The organism is Campylobacter showae CC57C, from assembly GCF_000344295.2.
Lineage (GTDB): Bacteria > Campylobacterota > Campylobacteria > Campylobacterales > Campylobacteraceae > Campylobacter_A > Campylobacter_A showae_B.
Genome location: NZ_AOTD01000134.1, coordinates 1 through 21753, shown reverse-complemented (window position 1 = coordinate 21753; position 21753 = coordinate 1). Strand labels below are relative to the sequence as shown.

Here is a 21753-nt window from a genome sequence, read left to right as displayed (position 1 = left end):
AAACTGGCGCTTTGCCTCATGTTGCTATCCGGTGCTGCCTTTGCCGAGCTCACGCAAAATCAAAGAGTAAAAACGGCACTAAACATCCTAGATACGTTCGGACAAGATAACGAAAAACTTGCCGAAAAAAACAGAAAAATCAACCTAAAAGACGTCAAGGGCATCGTAATCATCCCGGATCTCGTTAAGAGCGGGTTTATAATCAGCGGACATAACGGAAGCGGTATTTTCGTGGCTAAAAACGATGATAACGAATGGAGCAGCCCGATATTCGTGGATTTTAGAGGCGGCGGCATAGGCGCGCAAGCAGGCTACCAATCAAGCGATTTGATAATACTTTTTAAATCAAGCAGATCTTACGACGGTTTAGTAAACGGCAAAGGCACCCTAGATATCAGCGTAGATGCCGCCATAATGGGAGTAGGCGAAAAAGCTGCCGCGATGACGGATTTGCCTGAGATTTCGGCATTTGGCGTATCAAAATCAAAAGAGAGAGGAATATTTTTCGGCGTTAGCCTAAACGCGTCAAATTTAGTTATAAATATGCAAGACACCAATGATTACTACGAGAGAATGTACGCGATTGAAGATATCTACAACAACTCTCCGAAAGACTCAAGATACACTAAAAAGCTAAAAGAAATAATAAATAAATATTTTGAAAGCGAAAAATAAGTTTTAAAAACGGTTTGGCCTAGCGGCTAAACCGTATAAAGAGAGACGAATCTTTTTTTATTAATCGGCGAAAACTGAGTCATATACTCAAACGCCTCTTCATAATCTCCGTCGGTATATTTTGCGACCTCTTCGATAAGTTCGAAAAGCTCTTCATCGTCAAGCGATTCAAAATTGCCTCGGTTTTCCAAAACCTCTAGCAAAACCGCCTCAAGCTCTAGTTCGTCGTATGTCATGGCTTCCCTTTTAAAATTTTTGCGGAATTATGCCAAAATAACCTTTATAACCGCTTAGCCAAAATCTCCATTTTTTTGAGAATTGGTCTTAAATTTATCGCATTATCAGCTTTTTTTACTATAATAAAAAGTAATTTTAATCGGCTGAAACGGCGGCAGAATGCACACTTTTGATAAATTTTATATGAAATTTTTAGAGCTTTTACGGGATTACGGATATAAAAATTCCGCCGCAAAAGAGCAAATTTTAAAAATTTTATTTTCCAGTGACGAGCATCTTAGCGCAAGCGAGATACAAACCAAGATCAAAAGCGAATTTAGACGAAACGTGAGCCTCACGGCGATCTATCAGTTTTTAAATTTTTTGCAGGATTTCGGGCTGGTTTTGAGTTTTGAAGAGAACGGGATAAATAAATTCGAGCTAAATTTAAAGTCGCATCACGACCATCTAATCTGCATAAAATGCGGCGCGGCGGAGAGTTTTTTCGATAAATATATAGAAGAAAAACAAGAGCAAATTTGTAAAAGCTCAGGCTTTAAACTCGAAGGTCATGCGATGATTTTATACGGAATTTGTCCAAAGTGCCAAAACAAATAGCCTATTTTGCGCCTATTTATCAAAAATGATTTGATAACGATATGCAAAAAAGTTTCAGTTAAATTTAAGCGTAGCAAATAGATAATACGCCAAAAAATAAAGGAGAAACATGAGCGCAGCGCCACATATACCATCGGAGTTAGTCTTACGCATAGCTTCGTATTTCACGCCGATCCACCACGTCGCAGGCCGCCTAAGAGTCCGCGTCAGCAGCGATATCAAAAAAGAAGCGGACAGCTTGCCGTTAGAAAAAATAGATCAAACGATAAAGCAAATAGACGGCATAAAAAACGTCAAATTTAACAAGCTAATTGGCTCGGCTACGATAGAGTACGACCACGAAGTTTTCCCAAAAAAGATGTGGGACGATCTGCTAAAAGGCGAAAATTTACACGAAATTTCAGCCCTCATCAACAACCTAGCTCAAAAAGCTACTGGCGGCGCAAGATGAACGAGGAGCTAAAGCAAGCCGCAAATGCGGTATTTTTACTAGAGTCGCAGGGGGTTAAATTTTACGAAAACGTCTGCAAAAAAGATGAAATTTTTGATCAAATTTTAGGGTGAGGAAAATGGGCTAGAGCTTTAAAAGCCATACGCAGACCCCGCCGATCCGCAAGTTTTTTGCGCTTTAGCGTGCGAGGATCTTGACGCTTGCTTTATAAAAGCCCTAAACTACGAGCTTGAGCTAAACGCGTTTTATGAAAATTTGACCGACAGCCTGAGCGATGAAAACTTTAAAGACGTCTGCTTTAGGCTCTGGGCTACGTCAAACAACGAATACATTCCGGCTCTCAAAGCAAAACTGGCTCAAATTTTAGCCGCGCAGTTTCAAGGTGCGGGTAACGCAAGCCAAGAGGAGCAGGCGCAAACGGCTCAAAATCCGAGCGACAATATCTTAAACGCTTTTGATTCGGATAGCTTTAAACAAATCAGTCAAACGCTAGAGCGCATAGGCTCTGGGCAAGGCAGCAAAGAGGATGCGATCGCGCTTTTAAACAATCCGAATTTTTCATTTTTCGGCGGTTTGGCGCTTGGCGGACTAGCTAGCATGATGCTCAGTAAAAATTTAGATAAAAATAAAGATAAAGAATAAAATTCAACATAAAGGATAAAAAATGGCATTACCGTTTATCGCAGGAGCAATCTTAGGAGGTTTAGCCGTCGCGGCTTTTAACAACAAAGACAAAATCAAATCAACCCTTGAAAGCGGACTAGATAAAGGCAAAGAGTTTGCCGAAAACGCAAAAGAATTTGCCGAGAAAAAAATAGGCGAAGCAAAAGAGTACGCCGAGAAAAAATTTGCTAAAACAAGCGAAGAGGCAACCGAAACAAAAAAACGCACAAGACGCACTAGCGCCGAAGTAGCCGCTGAAAAAGAAGCCGAAAAAACAAAAACCAAGAAAAAAAGAGCTCCGAGAGCTAAAAAAGCTCCGGCAAAAGCAGCCGAGCGGACCGAAAGCCTAGCCGAAGATATCGCAAATGCGCTTGAACCGAATTTAGAAAAATAATAAAGGTATAGAATGAATTTAACATCAACAACCAGACTCCCAGTAGATCATATGATAAGCGGCGCGCTAATCGGCGCGATAGCAGCGGGCGGCGTAGAAATACTAAACTATAAAAAAGGCAAGGTCAGCAAGACACAGGCCGTAGCTAAAACGACTAAAATCGCTATCCAAGGCGGTATCGTCACGGCGTGCGCTATCAGCGCATCAAACAAACTAGTCTCGGCGCGCTATCTTGCGGCTGCGGCAACCGTTGCCGTCGGTATCGCAGGCGTGGTTGCGACGGAGAAACTAATCAAAAATTTAGAGGAAAGTAAATGAAAAACCCATACATCAATCAAACTCAAACAGTAAATCAGCTAAACGACGACGGCAGCACGACGACTACGACTACGACGGTAAAGACTACCGGCGCGCCAAGCGCTTTTGATCGCGGTATAAACGACGCGCTAAAGGACTTCATTCCGGCAAATTTTAACGCGGCAGGCTTTATAAAAGGTGCGCTCATAGGCGGCGTCGTGGCATACGTGCTAACAAACGAAAACGCGCAAAAAGCGCTATTTTCAGCTATCGCAAAGGGTTCAAATTTGCTTCAAGCAGGATTTGAAGAACTAAAAGAGCGATTTGAAGATGTAAAGGCCGAAATTGACTCCCAAAAATAATGTTTGCATCGCGCACCTGACTAAAAACCGCGTGCGCTTCGTCTGCGAACGCATCGGCGAGGACTGCGACGAGAGCCGTTTGGAGGCTCAAATTTCGGAGTTTAGGTACGCAAAAAGCGTCAGGGTAAACAAAAAAGCAAAAAGTATTATCGTCGGCTTTGAGTCAAATTTAAACGAGATCAAAGAGTTCATCGAAAATTTGCCGATCGCAAATTTAAACAAGCGCAAAAATAGCCCGAGCAAGGCTGAAATCTACAAGGCAGCAACCGCTCTAGCCATCACGCCTCTTATAAACAACAACGGCGTAAAAGCTATGGCTAGCCTGATAGCGGCCGCTCCACTGTTAAAAGAAGGCGCAAGCGAAGCCGTAAACGAGGGTATAACCTCAAAGGTACTCGAAGCTACAGCAGTAGGCGTGAGCCTAGCTAGGCGCGACTTTTTAGCGGCAAATAGCACAAATCTCATGCTAACTATCGGCGAATACATGGAAGAAAGCGCCGTGCACCGCAGCGACGACCTCATCAAAGAGCTAGCCCGCCCAAACATCGAAGAGGTCTGGATCGAGATAAATGATCACGGTAAAAAATCCCTCAAAAAAATCGCGACCGCCGACGTCAAGGTGGGCGACATCGTGGTTGTCGGCGCGGGCGAGAGCATCGGCATCGACGGCTACATCGTAGAGGGCACCGCAAGCGTAAATCAAGTCTCGATGACGGGCGAAGCAGAACCCGTCAAAAAAGAGCGCGGCGACCGCGTGATGAGCGGAACCGTCGTCGAGGACGGGCGCATAAAAATCTGGGCTGAGAGCATAGCGGCCGAGAGCGCGACTGCTAGGATAAAATCCTACATCCAAAGCTCACTAAACGAAAAATCCGCCGTCGGACTAAAAGCCACGAAGCTAGCCGACAAGCTAGTGCCAGTGACGCTAAGTCTAGCCGGCGTTTCGTATCTGCTTAGCCGAGATATGACTCGCGTAGCTAGCGTCTTGCAGGCGGACTACTCCTGCGCGCTAAAACTAGCCACGCCCGTAGCATTTAAATCAAGCATCTCAAAAGCCGGCCGAAACGGAGTGCTGATAAAAGGCGCCAAAGCTATCGAAGCGCTAGCGAGCGCCGATACTTTTGTCTTTGATAAAACAGGCACGCTAACGCACGGCAGCCTAAGCGTCGTCAAGGTTCACTCGTTTAAAAAAGAATTTACCGAGGCGCAGCTCTTAAATTTGACTGCAAGCGCGGAGGAGCACTACTTCCACCCGGTAGCCGAGGCTATCGTAAAGGCCGCGCGCGAGATAGGCTTTCACCACATCCACCACGACGAGGTCGAGTTTATCGTCGCTCACGGCGTGAAAACATACGTAGGCGGTAAAGAGGTCGTGATCGGCTCGCGGCATTTTTTAGAGGACGACGAGCAAATTTCATTTAGCAAACACGAAGAAATCATAAAAAGCGAAGTAGATAGCGGGCTCACGCTGCTTTACGTGGGCTACGACAAAGAGCTCTTAGGCGTCATCGCCATGCGCGACACCATGCGAGAAAACGCCGCGCAGACGCTAGCAAAGCTACGAAAACTAGGCGTAAAAGAGCTCATTATGCTAACGGGCGACGTGCAGTCTAAAGCCGATCAGGTAGCAAGCGAACTAGGCATCGACAGAGTCTATGCAAACTGCCTACCTACCGATAAAGCGGGCATCATCGAGCAGCTAAAAGCCGAAGGCAAAAAAGTAGCCTTCGTCGGAGACGGCATCAACGACGCGCCAAGCCTCACCAAGGCGCACGTAGGCATCAGTATGCAAAAGGGTGCCGACATAGCAAAAGCCACCGCCGACATCAGTCTACTAAAAGACGACATCGGCTCAGTCGCCGTCGCAAAAGACGTCGCGAACAAAACGATGAGGCTGATAAATACGAATTTTAACGCTACCGTCGGTATAAACTCGCTCATCCTAGCAGGCGCGACGTTTGGACTCTTTAACCCTATCGCAACGGCCGTTTTGCACAACGGCACGACGATCGGACTGCTGGCAAATTCGATGAAAGGTGTCAAGATAGGCGCGAAGTAAATTTGAAGGAATGACGGTTGATAGATAAAATTTTAAAATTTATGAACGACGAGATGTCGCTAGCCAACGACTTTTTATACGGCTATTTTTTGGTTATCGTACTCGTTCTTACCGGTATTTATTTTAGCTATATTACTAGATTCGTGCAGTTTAGGATGTTTTTCGAGGCTTGCAAGGTTTTAGTCGAGAAAAAGGACAAATACAACAAGCACCACCTTACGCCCTTTCAAGCGCTTATGATCTCAACCGCCTCGCGCGTGGGCATCGGAAATATCGCGGGCATCTCCGCTGCTATCGTAGCGGGCGGCCCGGGCGCGCTATTTTGGATGTGTTTGATGGCGTTTTTGGGTGCGGCTTCGGCATTTGCCGAGAGTACGCTAGCTCAAATTTACAAGACCAAAGACATATTCGGCTTTAAGGGCGGCCCGGCATACTACATCAAAAACGGCCTAGGCATCAAGTGGATGGCGAGCCTTTTTGCCGTCATTCTCATCATCACGTACGCGTACGGATTTAACGGCCTACAAAGCTACACCATGACCTCCGCCTTTCAAATTTACTACGACCAAAGCGCGGGCGCTACGAGCTTTAGCGATAGCGGCTTGCCCGTGGGTATCGGTATTATCCTAACGGCATTTGCGGCGGTGATGTTTTTTAGCAAAAGCCACGTCATCGGCAAGGTCAGCTCCTATATCGTGCCTTTTATGGCGCTTGCTTACATCCTGCTAGCCTTTATCGCGATCTGCTTAAATTTTGACAAACTCCCCACCGTCTTTGATATGATCATGAAAAGCGCCTTTGATTTTAAGGCGATATTCGGCGGATTTGCCGGTAGCGTGATCGTCTACGGTATCAAGCGCGGCCTGTTTTCAAACGAAGCTGGCATGGGTTCTGCGCCAAACGCAGCCGCCGCGGCTCACACGAGCCACCCCGTAAAGCAAGGACTCGTGCAGGCGATGGCGGTTTTTATAGATATGACGATCTGCGTGGCTTCTGGCATGATAGTGCTTTTCTCGCAGGCCTATATCACAAAGCAAACGGGTGCCGGCGGCGAACTGCTCACCGCACTTCCATTGGTGCAGGCCGCGATGCGCGAGTACTACGGCGAGATCGGCCTTCACTTTACGACGCTTGCGGTGGTGCTTTTTGCGATCACGTCGCTGATTGGCAACTACTACTACGCGCAGGCAAATATCAAATACCTCACCAAAAACCACAAAATCGCCATAGCCTTTAAGCTAACGGCGGTCACGATGATATTCGTCGGAGCGCAGATGAACCTAACTATCGCCTGGAACATCGCCGATATCACGATGGCGGCGATGGCTACGATAAATATCGCGGCGATCTTTATGCTATCAAAAGTCATGATAAAAGCCCTAAAAGACTACGAATCGCAAAGAAAAGCTGGGCTAAATCCGGAATTTGACCCTGAGAGCATAGGCATCGCAAACACAACTTGCTGGAGAAAAAAATGAACATAAACGGACAACTTTTAAATTTACAAACACACAGAAAAGTCGCAAAAATCGGCATGAGCGTCACTCTAGCCACAGTTTGCCTAACGGCGTTCGGGCTTAAAGGTAGAAACAAAGGCAGCTTTAAAAAGTGGCACGTAGCCTCAGGCGTCGCGTTTATAGGTTTTTCGCTCTATCACGCGGGCCTCTACGAAAACGGCATCTTTAGAAACATGATCGTAAACGCAAATAAGAAAAACGCCGAGGCAAAAAGGCTAGCAAGCGATGATCAAGATAAGTGATGCGGAAATTTTAGCCTACATCAGCGAGGATCTGCCCTACTTTGATCTCACGACATCGCTTCAAGGCATCCGCAAAAACGCCATCTTAACCATACTGCCGCGCGAGGACGTGACGGTTAGCTGCGTAGACGTAGCAGCCGGTATCGCTAGACTGCTAGACTGCGAGGCGCAAATTTGCGTCCCAAACTCCGCCGTCGCGGCCGCAAAAGAGCCAATCGTAAAAATCAGCGGTAGCTACGATAATGTGCACAAAGCCTGGAAACTAGCGCAAATTTGCCTAGAGTACGCCTGCCGGATCGCCACCTACGCAAGAGCGATGAATGAGGCCGCCAAAAGCGTAAATCCAAAATGCGAAATCCTAGCCACGCGCAAGAGCTTTCCGTTTGCTAAGAAATTTTGTCTCAAAGCCGTGCTTGAGGGCGGCTGCGGCGTGCATAGGCTAAATTTGAGCGATAGCGTGCTATTTTTCAAAAACCACATCAAGGCCTACGGCTCGTATGATGAGTTTTTTGCTCAAATTTCAACCTTTCAAGCAAAAGCCCCCGAGCGCAAAATCGCCGTCGAATGCGAAAATTTAGACGACTGCGAAGCGCTTTTAAGAGCGGGTGCCGACGTTGTACAGTGCGATAAATTTACGCCAGAGGCCGTAAAGCAGGCGGTAGGCTTGCGAGATAGAATCGCCCCAAATGCGGCCCTAGTCGCAAGCGGCGGGATAAATCTAAAAAACGCTAGGGAATTTGCCAGCACCGGTGCGGACGCGCTCGTTACGTCAGCTATGTACACGCAAGGTATGGCCGATATCACAGCGGTTTTAGAGGTAGTATAATTTGCAAATTTAACAGACTCTTTGGCGCGTCAAATTTGCGCTTGCAACTCCAAATTTTTGGTAAAATTTTCCGAAATTTCAAAACGCTTTATACCCATACTGCACAAATATTCATACACTCCGTCATAAAATTTCGGATTCATAGTAGGATCACCTTCATCTCCACGTGGTACAAAAATAATAAACCCCTGTCTAGCTCTTGTTAGCAAAACCCTATATGAGTTTTTTAGATATAGCATATTTTCCTCTTTATTTACTTTTTGCCATTTTGTACCTTTAAAATTATAATATTCAAACTTTCTACCATTAAACCTTAAGTTTGCATCCCAACATACTATGCTCCAATCAAGCTCAAGCCCCTGTATATCAAACTCCGTAGCAGTCTCCTCAAGATAATACGACGAACGCACATCATCTTTACCATTAAGAAACCAGTCTGGCGCACTAATTTTATTTTGCACCCATACGCCGTATTTTCTCAAGCGCTTTGCGCCAGAACTCGCAGTTATGCCGTATCGCTGTGTTCCTTTAGCTACATCTTTTATCCACTTTTTGGCTATGGCCAAATCTCTTGTAATGTATATGGGGTAATCTTTTTTAACAACTGAATATAGTTGTCTAGCACTTAATATGTCTACATCCAAAATAGCCTTTATCAAAGCAGCAACCTTTTCGCTTCTAAAAGAGCGCAGTGATACCGCTAGATGCAAATCCTCTTCTTTATTGTATTTAAGTCCCCTGATCAAATTTTCAAATTTATTACCTTTAGAATACTCGTCATCTGTTATTTTATCTGATAGATAAACTTCCCAGTCAAAATATTTTTCCCTCAAAGAGTCAAACCAACCGCCTATCCCGGCAGATTCTCCCTTATTTATCTCCTGCCCTCCGCCTATAAGACAAACGATCACAGCCCAGCCGGCATGTCTATTTAAAATACTTATTAAAAAGTCCGGCTCCGACATATTAAAATTTGCCTCGCCTTTTTTTACTTTCATAAAATTTGACAAATTTGGCTCATCCCAAGCTCGTTGTGCTTCGTCAAATATAACAACCCTCTCAACAGGAGGCTCCTCTGTTGATATGGCGTCATCTCTAAAATGATGAATTATTTGTATAAAATCTTTTACTTTTCTTCTAGCATCTGCTTTGGAAATTTTGTTTGCCAAGGAGCCGTCACGTGTTAAAGCCTCTTGTAAAACATCAACTAGCGGCCCATTTCCGGATAGAAAAACAGCATGCTCGTTTTCATCTACACCCTGCCTTTCTACGGCTATATTTAGCCCAGCCAGAGTCTTTCCGGCTCCTGGAACACCGGTTATAAAACAAATAGATTTTTTGTTGTTTTTCTTGCTATATTCGATTATATCACTAACACTTTTCGTCGTTTTGCTTAAATTTATAGCGCTAGCATCATTTCGAGAAATATCTTCGACATTATGCTTGCTATACAAAACTCGAGCAGCTTCTATTATAGTTGGAGTCGGCATATATTCTGAGTTTATCCAAATTTGAGGATCAAATGAGTATCTATCATATTTTTCGCAAACCAGCGATATATATTTACCTATATTATGTTGATTACATAAAATAACATCTAAAATATTTGACTTTGCTTCAGATATTTCTTTAAATTTTTCATTTGCCTCAGTACAAATAAGCATAGGAACCAATAGTCTATTATGACTTTGCTTGTGAAAACAACTAAGATCAAGCGCATAATCCATAGCCTGATCAATCCCGTGTCGAGGATACTCGTTCGCTCCGACTTTAAATTCCAAAAGAAAAATAATTCCTTTATAAATTAAGACATTGTCGATTCTACTCCCTATTCTCGGTATTGTGTACTCAAACAATACGTGTCCGTCCTCAAACGGCGCAAGCTCTCTTTTTAAAATCTCAATTTCACTTTCCCATGCATTTTTCTGTAATTTTTTGGCCTCAGATTGATCATTTCGCGCTAGCTTACCGCAAATAGAATCCTGATGTTCATTTACAAAACTGCTCACACTACTAGAATAATAATATCTTTTCATGAAAATATCTCAGTTGTTTAGGTTTAGAATTTAAAGTTTTAGAAGCGGCATCACCGCTTCTAGCATTTATAGACTTATCTCTTTTATATCGGCGATTTTAAGGAATTCCGCGTAAATTTGCCCCACGAGCGCAAGACGGTTTTTACGCACGAGCTCGTCCTGGGCATTTATCATTACGTTGTCGAAAAACTCGTCTATCGCGGCTTTTAGACCGAAAAGATTTTTTAGGCGTTCGCTGTATGAGCCGCCTGCTTTTACCGCGGCTTTAAAGGCGTCGTTTAGCTTTTTCTCGCTCTCGTTTTCAAATTTCGCCTCGTCTACCGCGCCGAAATTTTCATCCTTTATGATGTTTGCCAGGCGTTTAAACGTGCTAAAATTTTGCCTAAAGTCCTCCGCCGCGCAGATCGCACCTAGAGCCTCTATCGCCTCGCACTGCGCGAGTACGTCGCCCTTTTTGCTAGCCAGGCAGGCCTTTACGACGGACGGGTTCACGTCAAAAAAAGTATAAAGCCTATCGAAAATGAAATTTATGAGCGCCTCGACGTCAAATTTCGCATATCCCTCCGCCGTCTCGCGCAAAAACGCCGCGATGTCAAGGTTTAGATTTTCGTTTTGGACTATCTTGATGACGCCGTTAGCCGCGCGGCGCAGCGCATACGGGTCTTTGTTGCCGCTTGGGATCTTACCCGCGCTAAAGAGCCCTATTAGCGTCTCGAGCTTGATCGCGAGCGCGACGACGGAGCTAAAGATGGTGCTAGGTAGCGCACTAGCCTCGCCGCTTGGCAAGTACTGCTCCTTGATCGCGGTTACGACGTTTTCGTTTTCGCCCTTTGCCGCCGCGTAGTATCCGCCCATCACGCCTTGAAGCTCGGTGAACTCATACACCATCTGCGTAGTTAGATCGGCCTTGCTCAGCATCACGGCACGCTCCAGCAGCGCCTCGTAGCCATCTCCCGCGCACTCTTTTAGCCTATCGGCGCAGATTTTAGCTAGTCGTTTTGCGACGCCTAGCTCGCGCACGCTCTTTTCAAATGTGCTGCCAAGCTCTTTTAAATAGGTGATGTTTTTTAGTTTTTCCGGACCAAACTCATGCGCCAGGTCGCTGCGCCAGAAAAACATAGCGTCGCTAAGCCTCGCACGCAAAACCTTTTCATTTCCCTTCACGATGAGCGCTGGCTCTGGCGAGATGGCGTTGCTAACGACTACGAAGCGATTAGCGAGCTTGCCGCCCTCAAAAACGGGAAAATACCTCTGATTTTCCTTCATCGAGGTGATGATGACCTCGCTAGGCACTTCCAGAAACTCCTGCTCAAAGCCACCTAGCAGCGCGGTCGGATGCTCGGTGATCGCTACGACCTCGTCTAGCAACGCCTCGTCCACCTCGACCGTTACGTCGTTTTTAGCTTCGATTTGTTTAAACTCGCTCAAAATTTTCTCTCGGCGTGCGTTTTGATCGAGGATTACGCCGATTTTAGGCATCGCGGCGAAATAATCTTTCGCGTTTTTTACGGTAAATTTATCGTAGCCGACACTTCTGTGCATGTAAATCGTATCGCCGCTTTCAACGTCAAATTTGTTAAATTTAACGACCTCGTCTCCAAGCAAACACAAAAACGAGCGAATCGGACGGATAAACTCAAATTTACCATCGCCCCAGCGCATAGATTTGCCAAAATTTAAGCCGAGCAAAAACTTCTCTATCATATCTCCCAGAAGCTCCGCGCTTGGCTTACCCGCGACGGGCTTTTTGTAGTAGAGCACCTCTTTGCCGCCGACGGTTTCAAATTTTAGCTCGGACTCTGCGATACCGCATTTTTTAGCAAAGCTTAGCGCGGCCGGCGTCCATGCGCCGTCTTTTTGCGCGACTTGCCTTGGCGCACCGATAAACTCGCTAAATCCGTCCTCCTGACGTACCGCAAATTTCGGGTGGTAAAACGCGATCCTGCGCGGCGTATAGTAAAACTCGCACTCGCTATCCAGGCCGTTTTGCGCTAGCGTCTCGCGCCACTTCGCCGCGACGTTGCCGCACTCTTTTAAAAACGGGATCGCCGGCAACTCCTCGACGCCGATCTCCACGATCAGTTCTTTTGTTTCGCTCATTTTTTATCCTTTTTTAAATTTTGTCTTCTTTTGCTTCTCTCAAGCGTCTGCGTGACGAATCCGCGCATCAAAAATATCACGAAAAGCACGAATGCGCCCAGCACCAACGCGTCAATTATTCTCATTTTCTATCCAAATTTGAGGTTCGTTTTTATAGCTCACGACGCGAACGGACGTAAAAACCGCCGCTTTTTCGTTGCGCGGTTTGCCCTTAGCGCCGTAAATTTTGATATCTCCGTACGGCGTATAGAGCCTGCCGTTTCGCACTTCGCCGCCGATACGACCAAGTACGTCGCCCGCGCGCGCTTGTTTTAGATTTTTAGCTTCCAGCATCTGCTCATGCGGGTCTTGCGTTTCGTCATAAATTTTTACCGCATAATGCGAGCTAATCTCAAGATTTCCCTTAAACTCATCTAGGCGGTTTACCGCTACATCCATGACCTGGCCAAGTTTTGCGTCGTTTTTTGGCTCGTACACATATATACCGCGCTTATCTTGCGCTAGCGTAAAGCCTTTTTTGTCCTTTTGCACGACCGTAGCGCGCTTTAACAAAACGGGCAAATTTGACTTCTTTGATAGCTCGCCGACCCGCGCTTCGGCGATATTTTGCAGCGTATTTTTGGCATTTTTATCAAAATTTAGCCTAAAAACCAGAGCGAAGTGATCCGAAATTTGCGCCCCGCTCTGCTCAACCTTAAAGCTATTTAAGACATAGTTTTGACTAAGCACGTCCTTTGAGAGCAGGACATGATCAAGCGCGTTTAGGCTCGTGTGCGAGTATCGCTCGTGCTTTGGCAAAAACGCCCAGAGATTGGCTAAATTTTTGCTAGTCGCAAGATCGCCCAGCAGCTCTTTATCTCCGTAAGGCGTATTAAAATCGCCCAAAACCACGACCTTTTTGGTATCAGCTAAGGCTGATTTTAGCATGATAAAGGCGGTTTTTCGCTGTTTTAAGGGGTTTTTTCTCGCAGGAAAATGCAAATTTAAAAGACTAAATTTTTGCCCATCCACTTCAAAATCAAGCTTTAAAATATCTCTTGTTTTTACGTTTGGAACGCTAAAAATTTGCATTTTTTCAGGCTTTACGCGAGACAGCACGGCTAGGCCTACGGGACCGTTTTTGCCTTTTGAAAAGGCAAAATATTTATAGCCCGTACCTTTCATAAGCTCTTTTAAAATTTGCTCGTTTTCGATCTCTTGAAGCGCGATGATATCGGCGTTTAGCTCTTTTATCTTTGCGCTTACGGCTTTAAATTTGGCGCTCGCCTTTTTCTCGCTCCACTCCGATTTACCGACGATGAAATCCTTATACTCGCTGCCGTCGTTTTTAGCGTCAAATAAATTTTGCGCGTTAAACGTAGCGATCTTTAGCTCGGTGCCCGCCGCAAAAACTGCGAAAAACAGAGCCATACAAACGAGCGCAAAAAGTCTATTTGCCGCAAATTTCATATCGCGTTTCCAAAGCCCGACTGGGCGAAATTTTGCCTGATAGCCTCATAGGCGATGATACCTGCGCTCGTGGCTAAATTTAAGCTTCTGCCATGCTCGCCCATCGGGATTTTGATCGCGTTTGCGAAATTTCGCTCCATCAGCTCCATAGGCAGCCCCGTACTTTCGCCACCGAAAAACAAAAAGTCGCCCTTTTTAAACTCCGCTTCAAAGTAAAATTTATGCGCCTTCGTCGTCGCGTAAAAAAATCTATCCTCGAACTGAGCGTTTGCGCGTAAAAACTCATCCAAACTCTCCCAAATCACGGGATTTAGCCGCGCCCAATAATCAAGCCCCGCGCGCCTAACGGCCTTTTCGCTGATGTCAAAAACGGTCGGTTTGATTATATGAAGCTTAAGGTTTGCATTTACGCACATGCGCCCGATCGAGCCCGTATTTTGGGGGATTTGAGGATGAACGAGGACGATATTAAACATTTAAAAAGCCGCCTTAGTCTGCGTTTTAAAAGCCACAAAAGTACTTACCGAGTCGCTCAAATTTAGGCTTTTTGCAAAACTTATACTAAAAAGAATATTTTTATTTTGAAAATTTATATTTGAGATTTTTTCCACTTTCGCCTCTTTAAAATAGGGCTTGATTTTAGCCAATTTGCGCTTTTAACTAGGTTAATTTTTAGCCGAGCTTGACTTTTCGTTTAAAAATTTATCTATTTCTAGATCCTGCCTGCGCCTTATCTCAGCGCCTATTGCAGCGCCTTTAAAGCCTAGCTTTAAAATCTCCGCCGTGTCGATAGTGGGTTCAAATTTAGCCTCATAAACGCCTAAATTTTTAGCTCTTTTTATGAGGCTTGGCGAGTTTAGCCCGAGCCAGCTTTTTAGCGGTTTATCAAGGGCGATTTTTAGCAAATCTTTATCGCTCGGACGACACGCAAAAAACGGCTCTTTGACGCAAGCCTCAAAGCTTTTAGGAAGTCCTAAATCGTAAAAATTTTTAACGCCGAAATAGCCATTTAAAAGATATAAAAACTCGCGCTCATCTTTTTTGCCGTTTTGTTTGGGTAAAAATTTGACCGCGCTTTTTAGTTTTGCGGCAAATTTTTCCGCCTCGGCTCGGCTCAAATTTAGCCCGAAAATTTTACCCAGAAGACCTAGTTTATAAAAATACAAAAAGCCGACCTCTTGAAATTTAGCGCCAAAAAGCTTCATCAGCTCGCCGTTTATGCGCTCGCGGCTAAGATCGCTGATACTTAGGCGCTTCATCAGCCCCAAACTCTCGCGTGCGATACGGAAATTTAGCCGCGCGCTAAACTGCGCTGCTCGCAGTACGCGCAGGCTATCTTCGGCGAATTTTTCATCGTCGATATGGCGCAAGATGCCGCGTTTTATGTCGCTCTCTCCGCCGTAAAAGTCTAAAAACGAGCCGTCAAAGATGTTTATCATCATCGCATTTACGGTAAAGTCTCGACGCAAAGACGCCGCGCGCTCGTCATCGGCGTAAGCGACCTCAAATGCTTTGTGACCCTCGCCCGTTTTGTTTTCGGTTCGCGGCAAAGAAAGGTCGAAATTTTTAAATTTATAAACGAAGTAGTTTTTGCCCACGCCGCAAGCACCGATTTGCGCCATCAGCGCGTCAAATTTAGCCGGATCGATACCGTAAATTTCAACGTCAAAGTCGGAGATTTTTTTACCGAGCATCGCATCGCGAACGCAGCCGCCGACGATATACGCGCGCTTGGTGTAGGGTGCTAGAAAATCTCGCAACCATTTTAGATTTTTATTTTTGCAGATTTTCGAGCCGATTTTCGACATTTGCCAGCACGAATTCTAAAAATTTAAGCGTGAGCGAGAGCCTGTCTTTCAGATTTTCCTCGCTTGTCGCATTTAGCCCCTCAAAAAGCACCAAAATGCGCTCTTTTAAGTTTTTTAGAAATATCTCCTCGCCCGTAAAATTCGCAACCTCGACTTCAAAGGCTTTTTGCGGCGCAGCAGTCGCGGCGATCTCCCCTACTCCGTCAAATTCGGGCGCGACGTTTTGCGAGTTTGCCGCGCTTTCTAAAACGGCTTCAAACTCGCTAGCCTCGTCCACGCTTATCTCGCTAACTAAATTTGCAAGACCCGCGGCATTGGTCAAATTTACGTCGCCGTTTGAGGTCGGAACGCTCGCCAAATTTGCCGTGCTTTCAGCCTCGCTAGCGCCCAAGTTTTCCTGCGCGACGCTCATTTGCTTGAGCTCCATCGCCACCTCGTCTATCGCCATTTTCGCTATTTCTTCTAGTTTCATAGTTTTATCAGCCACCTTTTAAATTCGGTTATTTCTTCGTCCGTTTTCATCTTGACGAAAAAATCGCGCATCTGCTCGTTCACGCCCGTTTTTTTCCTGCTAAGGCCACTTAGACGCCTTATCGCGGCGATCGCGGCGGCGTTTGCAGGCTCGCGCTTTAGGATGTTTTTATAAACTATGAGCGCGTCGTCTTTTAGCCCTTGGGCCTCGTAGATTAGGGCTTCGGTAATCGTATCTTTCATCTTTACGCTTTTTTTACGAGCGAGGCTACGATATTGCCCATCTCACTCGTAGAGCAAATTTCTTTAGCGCCAAACTCCGCTATATCCTTCGTCCTGTATCCTTGCGCAAGCGCTCCTTTTACGGCGTTTTCGATCGCTTTTGCAGCCGTATTTTCGCCAAATGAATACCTAAGCATCATCGCAGCGCTTAGTATCGTAGCGACCGGGTTTGCGATGCCCTGCCCCGCGATATCTGGCGCGCTGCCGTGGATAGGCTCGTAGATACCTACCTTGCCTCCGATGCTGGCGCTTGGCAGGAGCCCTATCGAGCCGCACACCATGCTAGCCTCGTCGCTTAGGATATCGCCAAATAGATTTTCCGTCAAAATCACGTCAAATTTACTAGGCGCGCGCACTAGCTGCATCGCCGCGTTATCGACGTACATAAACTCCAAATTTACCTCCGGATAGCTCTTTGCGACCTCGCTCGTAACCTCGCGCCACAGCTGACTGGTCTCAAGCACATTTGCCTTATCGACCATGCAGACGCGTTTTTTGCGCTTCATCGCGGTTTCAAACCCGACCTTCGCGATGCGCTCGATCTCCTCGCTCGTGTAGGTCATAGTGTTGTAGGCGCTGTTTTCTTTTTTCTCGCGCGGCTGACCGAAGTATATCCCGCCGGTTAGCTCGCGAACTACGATAAAATCGACACCCTGAAGGACAGAGGGCTTTAGCGTGCTAGCGTCCACTAGCTCGTCAAATATCATCGCAGGGCGCAAATTTGCATACGCGCCAAGCTCTTTTCGTAGCTTCAAAAGCCCGCTTTCAGGGCGCAGATGACGCGGCCCGCCGCCCCATTTAGGCCCGCCTATGGCGCCAAAAAGCACCGCGTCCGAGTTTAGAGCGCCGTTTAGCGTCTCGCTAGGCAAAGGCTCGCCAAACACGTCGATCGCAGCGCCGCCCATCAGGTAGTAGTTATAGCTAAGCTCAAAACCAAACTCCGCGCTAGCCGCATCCAGCGCCTTTATCGCCTCATCCACTATCTCAGGACCGATGCCGTCGCCCTTTATCACCGCTATGTTATAAATTTTAGCCATTTTATATCCTTGTTTTGGCGTATTCTATGAGGCCGCCGCTTTTTAAAAGCTCTTGCATAAACGGCGGTATCGGGCTAAATTTATACTCTTTGCCACTCGTTAAATTTACGACCGCGCCGTTATCCACGTCGATTTTTAGCTCGTCGCCCGCGTTTATTTCGTCCGTTTCTTTGATTTCTAGTATCAAAAGTCCCGTGTTAAAGCTGTTTCTATAAAAAATCCTAGCAAAACTCTTAGCTATCACCGCGCCGATGCCTGCGGCCTTAAGCGCCAAAGGAGCGTGCTCGCGCGAGCTGCCGCAGCCGAAATTTTCGCCCGCTACGATGACGTCGCCCGCAGAGATTTTTTTGCTAAACTCGGGATCGGCGTCCTCCATAATATGAGTGGCCAAGATTTTTTCGTCGGAGGTGTTTAGGTAGCGCGCGGCTATGATGATGTCGGTGTCGATATTGTCGCCGAATTTCCAGACTTTTGCTTGTTTCATGATTCGCCTTAAGATTAAATTTGGGCGATTTTATCCAAAAGAAGCTAAATAAACAATCAAAGCGCGGCAGGTAGCGGTCGGTGCGGGTAAATTTGAGGTTAAATTTAAACAGTTCGGCTCGCGAGTCAAATTTCAAATTTGATACAAAAACAAGCGGACGAGACGAAAACTAGCTGAGTTTTTTGATGCGGAAACTGCGACTAAATTTGATTTAGAGGAAGGACGAGATATCGCTAGGATACTCGTCCGTAGATTTTTTATTTTTACGTTTCGTTACGTTAATCGTTAAAATAAAACCACCGCTGCGGTTAGACAGCCCCAAAGCACGGCTCCGATAGCCATAGTTACGTGAGTTACTGCGGAATCTTTCATATTTTTCTCCTTTATTTTTGGAGAATTATAATGACCTTTTGTGTCCTCAATGTGTCCTTTGTATGACTTTTTAAAATTTCGCGTTAAATTTACGCTTATTTCGTCAAATTTACGGCAAACTAGGTTGCGTCGCTCGCATCAAATTTAAAATTTCGTCAAATTTCGCGCCCGCAAATGAAATTTGTCGCGCAATCAGCCGAGCCTGAGAGTCAAATTTGCCCGCCGCAAAAGCGTAAATTTGCTTAAATTTAGCCGCCTTTTGCCTCAAATTTTACGCGCGTTTGGGATCATTACGCTCACGGTCGTACCGCGTCCTGGCTCGCTTTCATAGCTTATCTCGCCGCCTAAAAGATGAACTATACGCCGCACGATAGATAGCCCCAGGCCGCTACCTTTGCCCTTGTGCGACTCCTCGCATTGATAAAATTTATCGTAGATTTTTTCTAGCTTTTTTGCCTCGATGCCCGCCCCCTCGTCGCTAATGCGCACGACAAGCCCGCCGCCCTCTTCGCAGCAGCTCACGCCGACGTCCGCAGCCGAGTACTTTAGCGCGTTATCCATCAAATTTAGCCAAATTTGCGCTAGCATCGAGGCGTTGCTTCGCACAGTTACGGCGGCTAGATCCAGATCAAACTCCCCCCCATCGTACTTTTGCATCAGCATTGCCGTAGCCTTTCGTAGCTGCTCGTCTACGCGCACGTTTTCGTCTAAATTTACGCCCGCCTGGCTATCTAGCCGCGAGAGCAGCAGCATATCCTCGCACAGCCTGCTTAGCGCACCTGCCTGCTCTTTTATGAGGTCTAGATACTCGTTTCTGCGCGCCTCGTCCGTCTCGTCCTGTGCGATCTCGCAGTAGCCGCTGATGACGCTTAGAGGCGTTTTTAGCTCGTGCGAGACGTTTGAAATGAAATCCTTTTGCATGTAGTCCATTTTTTCCAGCGCCGCCGCGGTCAAATTTATATTTGCCGCCAGCTCGTCTAGCTCGTGCAGGTATTCGCTATCCGCGCCGCGCTTGCAGTTTTTGCGCGCGACCCTAACGGCAAAGTCGCCTCTAGCGATCTTACCGGCTGCTAGTCTAAAGCTCTCGACGTATCTCAAAAAATACGCCGTTACGGCATAAAATATCGCTCCACCCGCGCCCATCACGATCGCGCAAAAGCTGATAATGCCCCAAAACATCCCAAGCTTCATCTCAAATATCCGCTCGTAAGCTATGATCGCCGCCGACGCCGCGACGCAAAGCACGCAAAAGACGAAGATAAACATCCCCGCCGTGTATGTTTTTAAGCTGATTAGGTATTTTTTCTTATTTTGCGTAGTATTCATATTTTATTTCCGTTTTTTTATATAGACCGATCTCTTTTATATCACCGTTTTCGTAGTATTTGTCCGCGGGCTTAAATTTGACCGAGGTTTTACGCGTCAAATTTCCCCGCTCGTCCCTGATTATATCCTTAAACTGCAAGATTTGCCCGATTTTTGCCTCAGAGCCGAAGTAATTTACCGACGTATACTCCATCTCGTCGCCGTTTGCGGCGTAGTAATAAACCCATTTTGAGTTCGGGGCTTGCGTGATTTTTTCGTATTCGCCGTTTGGCTTGCGCTCGTAACTTATCTCTATACCGTGCCGTGGCTCCATATTATTTTCTATCCGCGTTAAAACGCCCTTTTCGTCGTAGACGTAGCTATCGTCCATCACTAGCGTCCCGCCGGAATACACCGCCCAAGCGATCATTTTGCCGTCCTTGCCGTAAGTGGTTTTCTCCGTGCGCGGGTAAAATTTATCCTCGACATACTTTTCTTTGGCCGTCGCGACTAAATTTTCGCCGTCAAATTCGTATTCGTAGAGATAAACGGCGCTATCTTGATATTTTTTGCGTATTAATCCGTCTTTGCCGTACTCAAACAAAACCGAGCTGTTTGGCACGCCGTTTATATGCTCGGTTTCTTGCAGTATGTAGCCGTTTTCGTTAAACTCCGTCCGCTTCACGCGCGTATTTTCTAGCGCGCCCGAGCCGTCTATAGAGTATTCGTACTCCGTAGCCGTCATGCTTTTGACCTCGCCTTTTAGATCCTTTTTGCTCCAGTCGCTTTCTGGTAAAACGGCCGAGTTTAGATAGCACACCGCCGATGCTGCCGCGAAAATAGCTTTTAAAATTTTCATTTTGTCTCCCCCGCCTCTCACTCGTAAATTTCACCCTTATAGCCGATGCCGCGCACCGTAGCTATCTCAAAGTCCGTGCAGCTTTCTATCTTGCGGCGTAGCTTTTTTACGTGCGTATCGACCGCGCGCTCGTCGCTATCCGTATCGTAGCCCCAAATTTCTTGCATGATTTCAAGACGAGTGAAAATTTTGCCAGGGTTTGAGAGCAGCAAAAAGAGTAGATAAAACTCCTTTGGCGCGAGCTCCACGGCCTCGCCGCCGATTTTTAGGCTAAGTGCCACATAGTCTAGCTCGGAGTTTTTAAACCTCAGCCGCTTGCCGCTAGCGATCTTGGCTCGGCGCAAAAGCGCGTTTATGCGTAAAATCAGCTCCTTTAAATTTAAAGGCTTGCTCATGTAGTCGTCCGCCCCCGTGACAAAGCCCTTCTCCATGCCTTCCATGCCGCTTTTTGCCGTTATCATCAGCACCGGTAGCGACTCGTCTAGCAGCTTGATTTGTTTGGTTAGCTCGTATCCGCTAAGCCCCGGCATCATGATATCGGTGACGACAAGATCGGCGCGCTCGCCCTCTAGTAGCTTTATAGCCTGCTCCCCGTCAAAAGCCGCAAGCGGCGAAAAGCCTTCCTGAGCTAGCTTTAGGCAGATTATTTTATTTAAATTTTCGTCATCCTCGGCGACTAAAATTTTAAACATTTATTTTCCTTAAATTTGCCCCGAATTTAACGGGCAAGGCGATAAATTTTGTCCTATTTTATCAAATTTAACGAGAAATGGGCGGGCAAATTTAGCGAAGCATCATCAAAACGCCGATAGCGCAGATGATAACGGCTGTAAAAATCTCCAAAAGTCGCAGGTGGGTTTGCAAAAATTTCTTTAGTATCGCTCCGCCAAGAGCATAGATGCTAAGCGAGCAAAACTCGATAAAAACGAGCATAACGGTGATAGAGAGTATGCGAGGCAGGCTAAAAGGATCGTTCGCGTCCAAAAAAGTCGGCAGCAAAGCCGAGAGGAAAATCCACGCCTTAGGATTTGAGATGCAGACCACGGCGCCGTTTAAAAACATCTGCTTTTTGCTCGGTAGCTGCGTAACCTTCGTGATACTAAGCTGCCCCTTGCTAAAAAACAGCATAGCGCCAAGATATAGTAGATAAAGGCCTGCGATGATGTTTAAAACCTTAAACGCGAAGCCGTAATGCGCCAAAACTGCGCCAACGCCAAGCATACAGCAAAT

General features: G+C 46.3%; 27 protein-coding genes. 11 read left to right on the top strand and 16 right to left on the bottom strand.

The window, feature by feature from the left end:
• On the top strand, positions 1-675 hold a 675-nt coding region (locus H740_RS05230; RefSeq protein ID WP_002952131.1), incomplete at its 5' end, for a lipid-binding SYLF domain-containing protein.
• 26 nt (positions 676-701) lie between these two features.
• Here the strand turns inward: H740_RS05230 and H740_RS05225 are convergent.
• On the bottom strand, positions 702-911 hold the full coding sequence (locus H740_RS05225; RefSeq protein ID WP_002945385.1) for a hypothetical protein: 210 nt from the start codon (positions 909-911) through the stop codon (positions 702-704).
• Between the two features lie 160 nt (positions 912-1071).
• Here H740_RS05225 and H740_RS05220 point away from each other — a divergent pair, with 160 nt between their 5' ends.
• From H740_RS05220 to modD, 10 genes are all read left to right on the top strand, one after another.
• Positions 1072-1509 carry a Fur family transcriptional regulator gene (locus tag H740_RS05220; RefSeq protein ID WP_002952128.1) on the top strand — a complete coding sequence of 146 codons (438 nt, stop codon included), beginning with the start codon at positions 1072-1074 and terminating at the stop codon, positions 1507-1509.
• Positions 1510-1618: 109 nt separating this feature from the next.
• Positions 1619-1960 carry an HMA2 domain-containing protein gene (locus H740_RS05215; protein ID WP_002952126.1) on the top strand — a complete coding sequence of 114 codons (342 nt, stop codon included), beginning with the start codon at positions 1619-1621 and terminating at the stop codon, positions 1958-1960.
• Positions 1961-2215: 255 nt separating this feature from the next.
• Positions 2216-2602, top strand: a complete 387-nt coding sequence (locus tag H740_RS12160; protein ID WP_002952122.1) for a hypothetical protein — start codon at positions 2216-2218, stop codon at positions 2600-2602.
• 22 nt (positions 2603-2624) lie between these two features.
• The gene (locus tag H740_RS05205) at positions 2625-3017 is read left to right on the top strand and encodes a hypothetical protein (protein WP_002952120.1); all 393 of its coding nucleotides are present in this window, start codon (positions 2625-2627) and stop codon (positions 3015-3017) included.
• A gap of 12 nt (positions 3018-3029) precedes the next feature.
• Positions 3030-3335 (top strand): Cys/Met metabolism pyridoxal-phosphate-dependent enzyme, encoded by a 306-nt coding sequence (locus H740_RS05200; RefSeq protein ID WP_231679322.1) that lies wholly within the window; start codon positions 3030-3032, stop codon positions 3333-3335.
• Positions 3332-3676, top strand: a complete 345-nt coding sequence (locus H740_RS05195) for a hypothetical protein (protein ID WP_002952117.1) — start codon at positions 3332-3334, stop codon at positions 3674-3676. Before H740_RS05200 ends, H740_RS05195 begins: the two co-directional genes overlap by 4 nt.
• The gene (locus H740_RS05190) at positions 3660-5735 is read left to right on the top strand and encodes a heavy metal translocating P-type ATPase (RefSeq protein WP_002952114.1); all 2076 of its coding nucleotides are present in this window, start codon (positions 3660-3662) and stop codon (positions 5733-5735) included. Before H740_RS05195 ends, H740_RS05190 begins: the two co-directional genes overlap by 17 nt.
• 41 nt (positions 5736-5776) lie before the next feature.
• Positions 5777-7213 (top strand): alanine/glycine:cation symporter family protein, encoded by a 1437-nt coding sequence (locus H740_RS05185; RefSeq protein WP_231679323.1) that lies wholly within the window; start codon positions 5777-5779, stop codon positions 7211-7213.
• Positions 7210-7494: a hypothetical protein gene (locus tag H740_RS05180; RefSeq protein WP_002952110.1), complete on the top strand. Its 285-nt coding sequence runs from the start codon at positions 7210-7212 to the stop codon at positions 7492-7494. Before H740_RS05185 ends, H740_RS05180 begins: the two co-directional genes overlap by 4 nt.
• Entirely contained in the window at positions 7478-8320 is an 843-nt protein-coding gene (gene modD, locus H740_RS05175) for a ModD protein (RefSeq protein WP_002952108.1), read from the top strand. Before H740_RS05180 ends, modD begins: the two co-directional genes overlap by 17 nt.
• Before the next feature lie 29 nt (positions 8321-8349).
• On the opposite strand, the gene H740_RS05170 is transcribed toward modD, so the two are convergent.
• From H740_RS05170 to H740_RS05110, 15 genes are all read right to left on the bottom strand, one after another.
• Positions 8350-10356, bottom strand: coding sequence for a DUF2075 domain-containing protein (locus H740_RS05170; RefSeq protein WP_082420102.1), 2007 nt, complete (start codon positions 10354-10356; stop codon positions 8350-8352).
• A 66-nt stretch (positions 10357-10422) separates the two neighbouring features.
• Positions 10423-12456 carry a glycine--tRNA ligase subunit beta gene (glyS, locus tag H740_RS05165; RefSeq protein ID WP_002952090.1) on the bottom strand — a complete coding sequence of 678 codons (2034 nt, stop codon included), beginning with the start codon at positions 12454-12456 and terminating at the stop codon, positions 10423-10425.
• Positions 12453-12581 carry a hypothetical protein gene (locus tag H740_RS12390; RefSeq protein WP_009494292.1) on the bottom strand — a complete coding sequence of 43 codons (129 nt, stop codon included), beginning with the start codon at positions 12579-12581 and terminating at the stop codon, positions 12453-12455. Before H740_RS12390 ends, glyS begins: the two co-directional genes overlap by 4 nt.
• A complete protein-coding gene (locus tag H740_RS05160; protein ID WP_002952087.1) occupies positions 12568-13905 on the bottom strand; it encodes an endonuclease/exonuclease/phosphatase family protein in 1338 nt (445 codons plus the stop codon). The genes H740_RS12390 and H740_RS05160 overlap by 14 nt, the downstream gene beginning before the upstream one ends.
• Positions 13902-14381: a tRNA (cytidine(34)-2'-O)-methyltransferase gene (locus H740_RS05155; RefSeq protein ID WP_002952085.1), complete on the bottom strand. Its 480-nt coding sequence runs from the start codon at positions 14379-14381 to the stop codon at positions 13902-13904. The genes H740_RS05160 and H740_RS05155 overlap by 4 nt, the downstream gene beginning before the upstream one ends.
• 189 nt (positions 14382-14570) lie before the next feature.
• A complete protein-coding gene (locus H740_RS05150) occupies positions 14571-15713 on the bottom strand; it encodes a tRNA nucleotidyltransferase/poly(A) polymerase family protein (RefSeq protein WP_002952084.1) in 1143 nt (380 codons plus the stop codon).
• Positions 15679-16185 carry a CiaD-like domain-containing protein gene (locus H740_RS05145; RefSeq protein WP_002952080.1) on the bottom strand — a complete coding sequence of 169 codons (507 nt, stop codon included), beginning with the start codon at positions 16183-16185 and terminating at the stop codon, positions 15679-15681. Before H740_RS05145 ends, H740_RS05150 begins: the two co-directional genes overlap by 35 nt.
• A complete protein-coding gene (locus tag H740_RS05140) occupies positions 16182-16427 on the bottom strand; it encodes a hypothetical protein (protein ID WP_002952078.1) in 246 nt (81 codons plus the stop codon). The genes H740_RS05145 and H740_RS05140 overlap by 4 nt, the downstream gene beginning before the upstream one ends.
• A gap of 2 nt (positions 16428-16429) precedes the next feature.
• Entirely contained in the window at positions 16430-17503 is a 1074-nt protein-coding gene (gene leuB / locus H740_RS05135) for a 3-isopropylmalate dehydrogenase (protein WP_002952076.1), read from the bottom strand.
• 1 nt (position 17504) lies between these two features.
• Positions 17505-17987: a 3-isopropylmalate dehydratase small subunit gene (locus H740_RS05130; protein WP_002952075.1), complete on the bottom strand. Its 483-nt coding sequence runs from the start codon at positions 17985-17987 to the stop codon at positions 17505-17507.
• Positions 17988-18468: 481 nt separating this feature from the next.
• A complete protein-coding gene (locus H740_RS11700) occupies positions 18469-18627 on the bottom strand; it encodes a hypothetical protein (RefSeq protein WP_156318401.1) in 159 nt (52 codons plus the stop codon).
• Entirely contained in the window at positions 18624-19685 is a 1062-nt protein-coding gene (locus H740_RS05125; protein WP_002952074.1) for a sensor histidine kinase, read from the bottom strand. The genes H740_RS11700 and H740_RS05125 overlap by 4 nt, the downstream gene beginning before the upstream one ends.
• On the bottom strand, positions 19666-20523 hold the full coding sequence (locus H740_RS05120) for a hypothetical protein (protein WP_002952073.1): 858 nt from the start codon (positions 20521-20523) through the stop codon (positions 19666-19668). Before H740_RS05120 ends, H740_RS05125 begins: the two co-directional genes overlap by 20 nt.
• A gap of 17 nt (positions 20524-20540) precedes the next feature.
• Positions 20541-21215 carry a response regulator transcription factor gene (locus H740_RS05115; RefSeq protein ID WP_002952071.1) on the bottom strand — a complete coding sequence of 225 codons (675 nt, stop codon included), beginning with the start codon at positions 21213-21215 and terminating at the stop codon, positions 20541-20543.
• A gap of 91 nt (positions 21216-21306) precedes the next feature.
• Positions 21307-21753, bottom strand: a 447-nt coding sequence (locus H740_RS05110; RefSeq protein WP_034957352.1) for a LysE family translocator, incomplete at its 5' end; no start/stop codon positions are given.

Excerpts from the sequence above, each read along its gene's own strand:
- H740_RS05205 (WP_002952120.1), top strand. The coding sequence starts at position 2,625 with ATGGCATTACCGTTTATCGCAGGAGCAATCTTAGGAGGTTTAGCCGTC.
- H740_RS05220 (WP_002952128.1), top strand. The coding sequence starts at position 1,072 with ATGCACACTTTTGATAAATTTTATATGAAATTTTTAGAGCTTTTACGG.
- H740_RS05155 (WP_002952085.1), bottom strand. The coding sequence starts at position 14,381 with ATGTTTAATATCGTCCTCGTTCATCCTCAAATCCCCCAAAATACGGGC.
- H740_RS12390 (WP_009494292.1), bottom strand. The coding sequence starts at position 12,581 with ATGAGAATAATTGACGCGTTGGTGCTGGGCGCATTCGTGCTTTTCGTG.
- H740_RS05185 (WP_231679323.1), top strand. The coding sequence starts at position 5,777 with ATGAACGACGAGATGTCGCTAGCCAACGACTTTTTATACGGCTATTTT.
- H740_RS05200 (WP_231679322.1), top strand. The coding sequence starts at position 3,030 with ATGAATTTAACATCAACAACCAGACTCCCAGTAGATCATATGATAAGC.
- glyS (WP_002952090.1), bottom strand. The coding sequence starts at position 12,456 with ATGAGCGAAACAAAAGAACTGATCGTGGAGATCGGCGTCGAGGAGTTG.
- H740_RS05145 (WP_002952080.1), bottom strand. The coding sequence starts at position 16,185 with ATGAAACTAGAAGAAATAGCGAAAATGGCGATAGACGAGGTGGCGATG.
- H740_RS05180 (WP_002952110.1), top strand. The coding sequence starts at position 7,210 with ATGAACATAAACGGACAACTTTTAAATTTACAAACACACAGAAAAGTC.
- modD (WP_002952108.1), top strand. The coding sequence starts at position 7,478 with ATGATCAAGATAAGTGATGCGGAAATTTTAGCCTACATCAGCGAGGAT.
- H740_RS05140 (WP_002952078.1), bottom strand. The coding sequence starts at position 16,427 with ATGAAAGATACGATTACCGAAGCCCTAATCTACGAGGCCCAAGGGCTA.
- H740_RS05215 (WP_002952126.1), top strand. The coding sequence starts at position 1,619 with ATGAGCGCAGCGCCACATATACCATCGGAGTTAGTCTTACGCATAGCT.
- H740_RS05160 (WP_002952087.1), bottom strand. The coding sequence starts at position 13,905 with ATGAAATTTGCGGCAAATAGACTTTTTGCGCTCGTTTGTATGGCTCTG.
- leuB (WP_002952076.1), bottom strand. The coding sequence starts at position 17,503 with ATGGCTAAAATTTATAACATAGCGGTGATAAAGGGCGACGGCATCGGT.
- H740_RS05120 (WP_002952073.1), bottom strand. The coding sequence starts at position 20,523 with ATGAAAATTTTAAAAGCTATTTTCGCGGCAGCATCGGCGGTGTGCTAT.
- H740_RS05115 (WP_002952071.1), bottom strand. The coding sequence starts at position 21,215 with ATGTTTAAAATTTTAGTCGCCGAGGATGACGAAAATTTAAATAAAATA.
- H740_RS05125 (WP_002952074.1), bottom strand. The coding sequence starts at position 19,685 with ATGAATACTACGCAAAATAAGAAAAAATACCTAATCAGCTTAAAAACA.
- H740_RS05130 (WP_002952075.1), bottom strand. The coding sequence starts at position 17,987 with ATGAAACAAGCAAAAGTCTGGAAATTCGGCGACAATATCGACACCGAC.
- H740_RS05150 (WP_002952084.1), bottom strand. The coding sequence starts at position 15,713 with ATGTCGAAAATCGGCTCGAAAATCTGCAAAAATAAAAATCTAAAATGG.
- H740_RS05170 (WP_082420102.1), bottom strand. The coding sequence starts at position 10,356 with ATGAAAAGATATTATTATTCTAGTAGTGTGAGCAGTTTTGTAAATGAA.
- H740_RS05225 (WP_002945385.1), bottom strand. The coding sequence starts at position 911 with ATGACATACGACGAACTAGAGCTTGAGGCGGTTTTGCTAGAGGTTTTG.
- H740_RS05195 (WP_002952117.1), top strand. The coding sequence starts at position 3,332 with ATGAAAAACCCATACATCAATCAAACTCAAACAGTAAATCAGCTAAAC.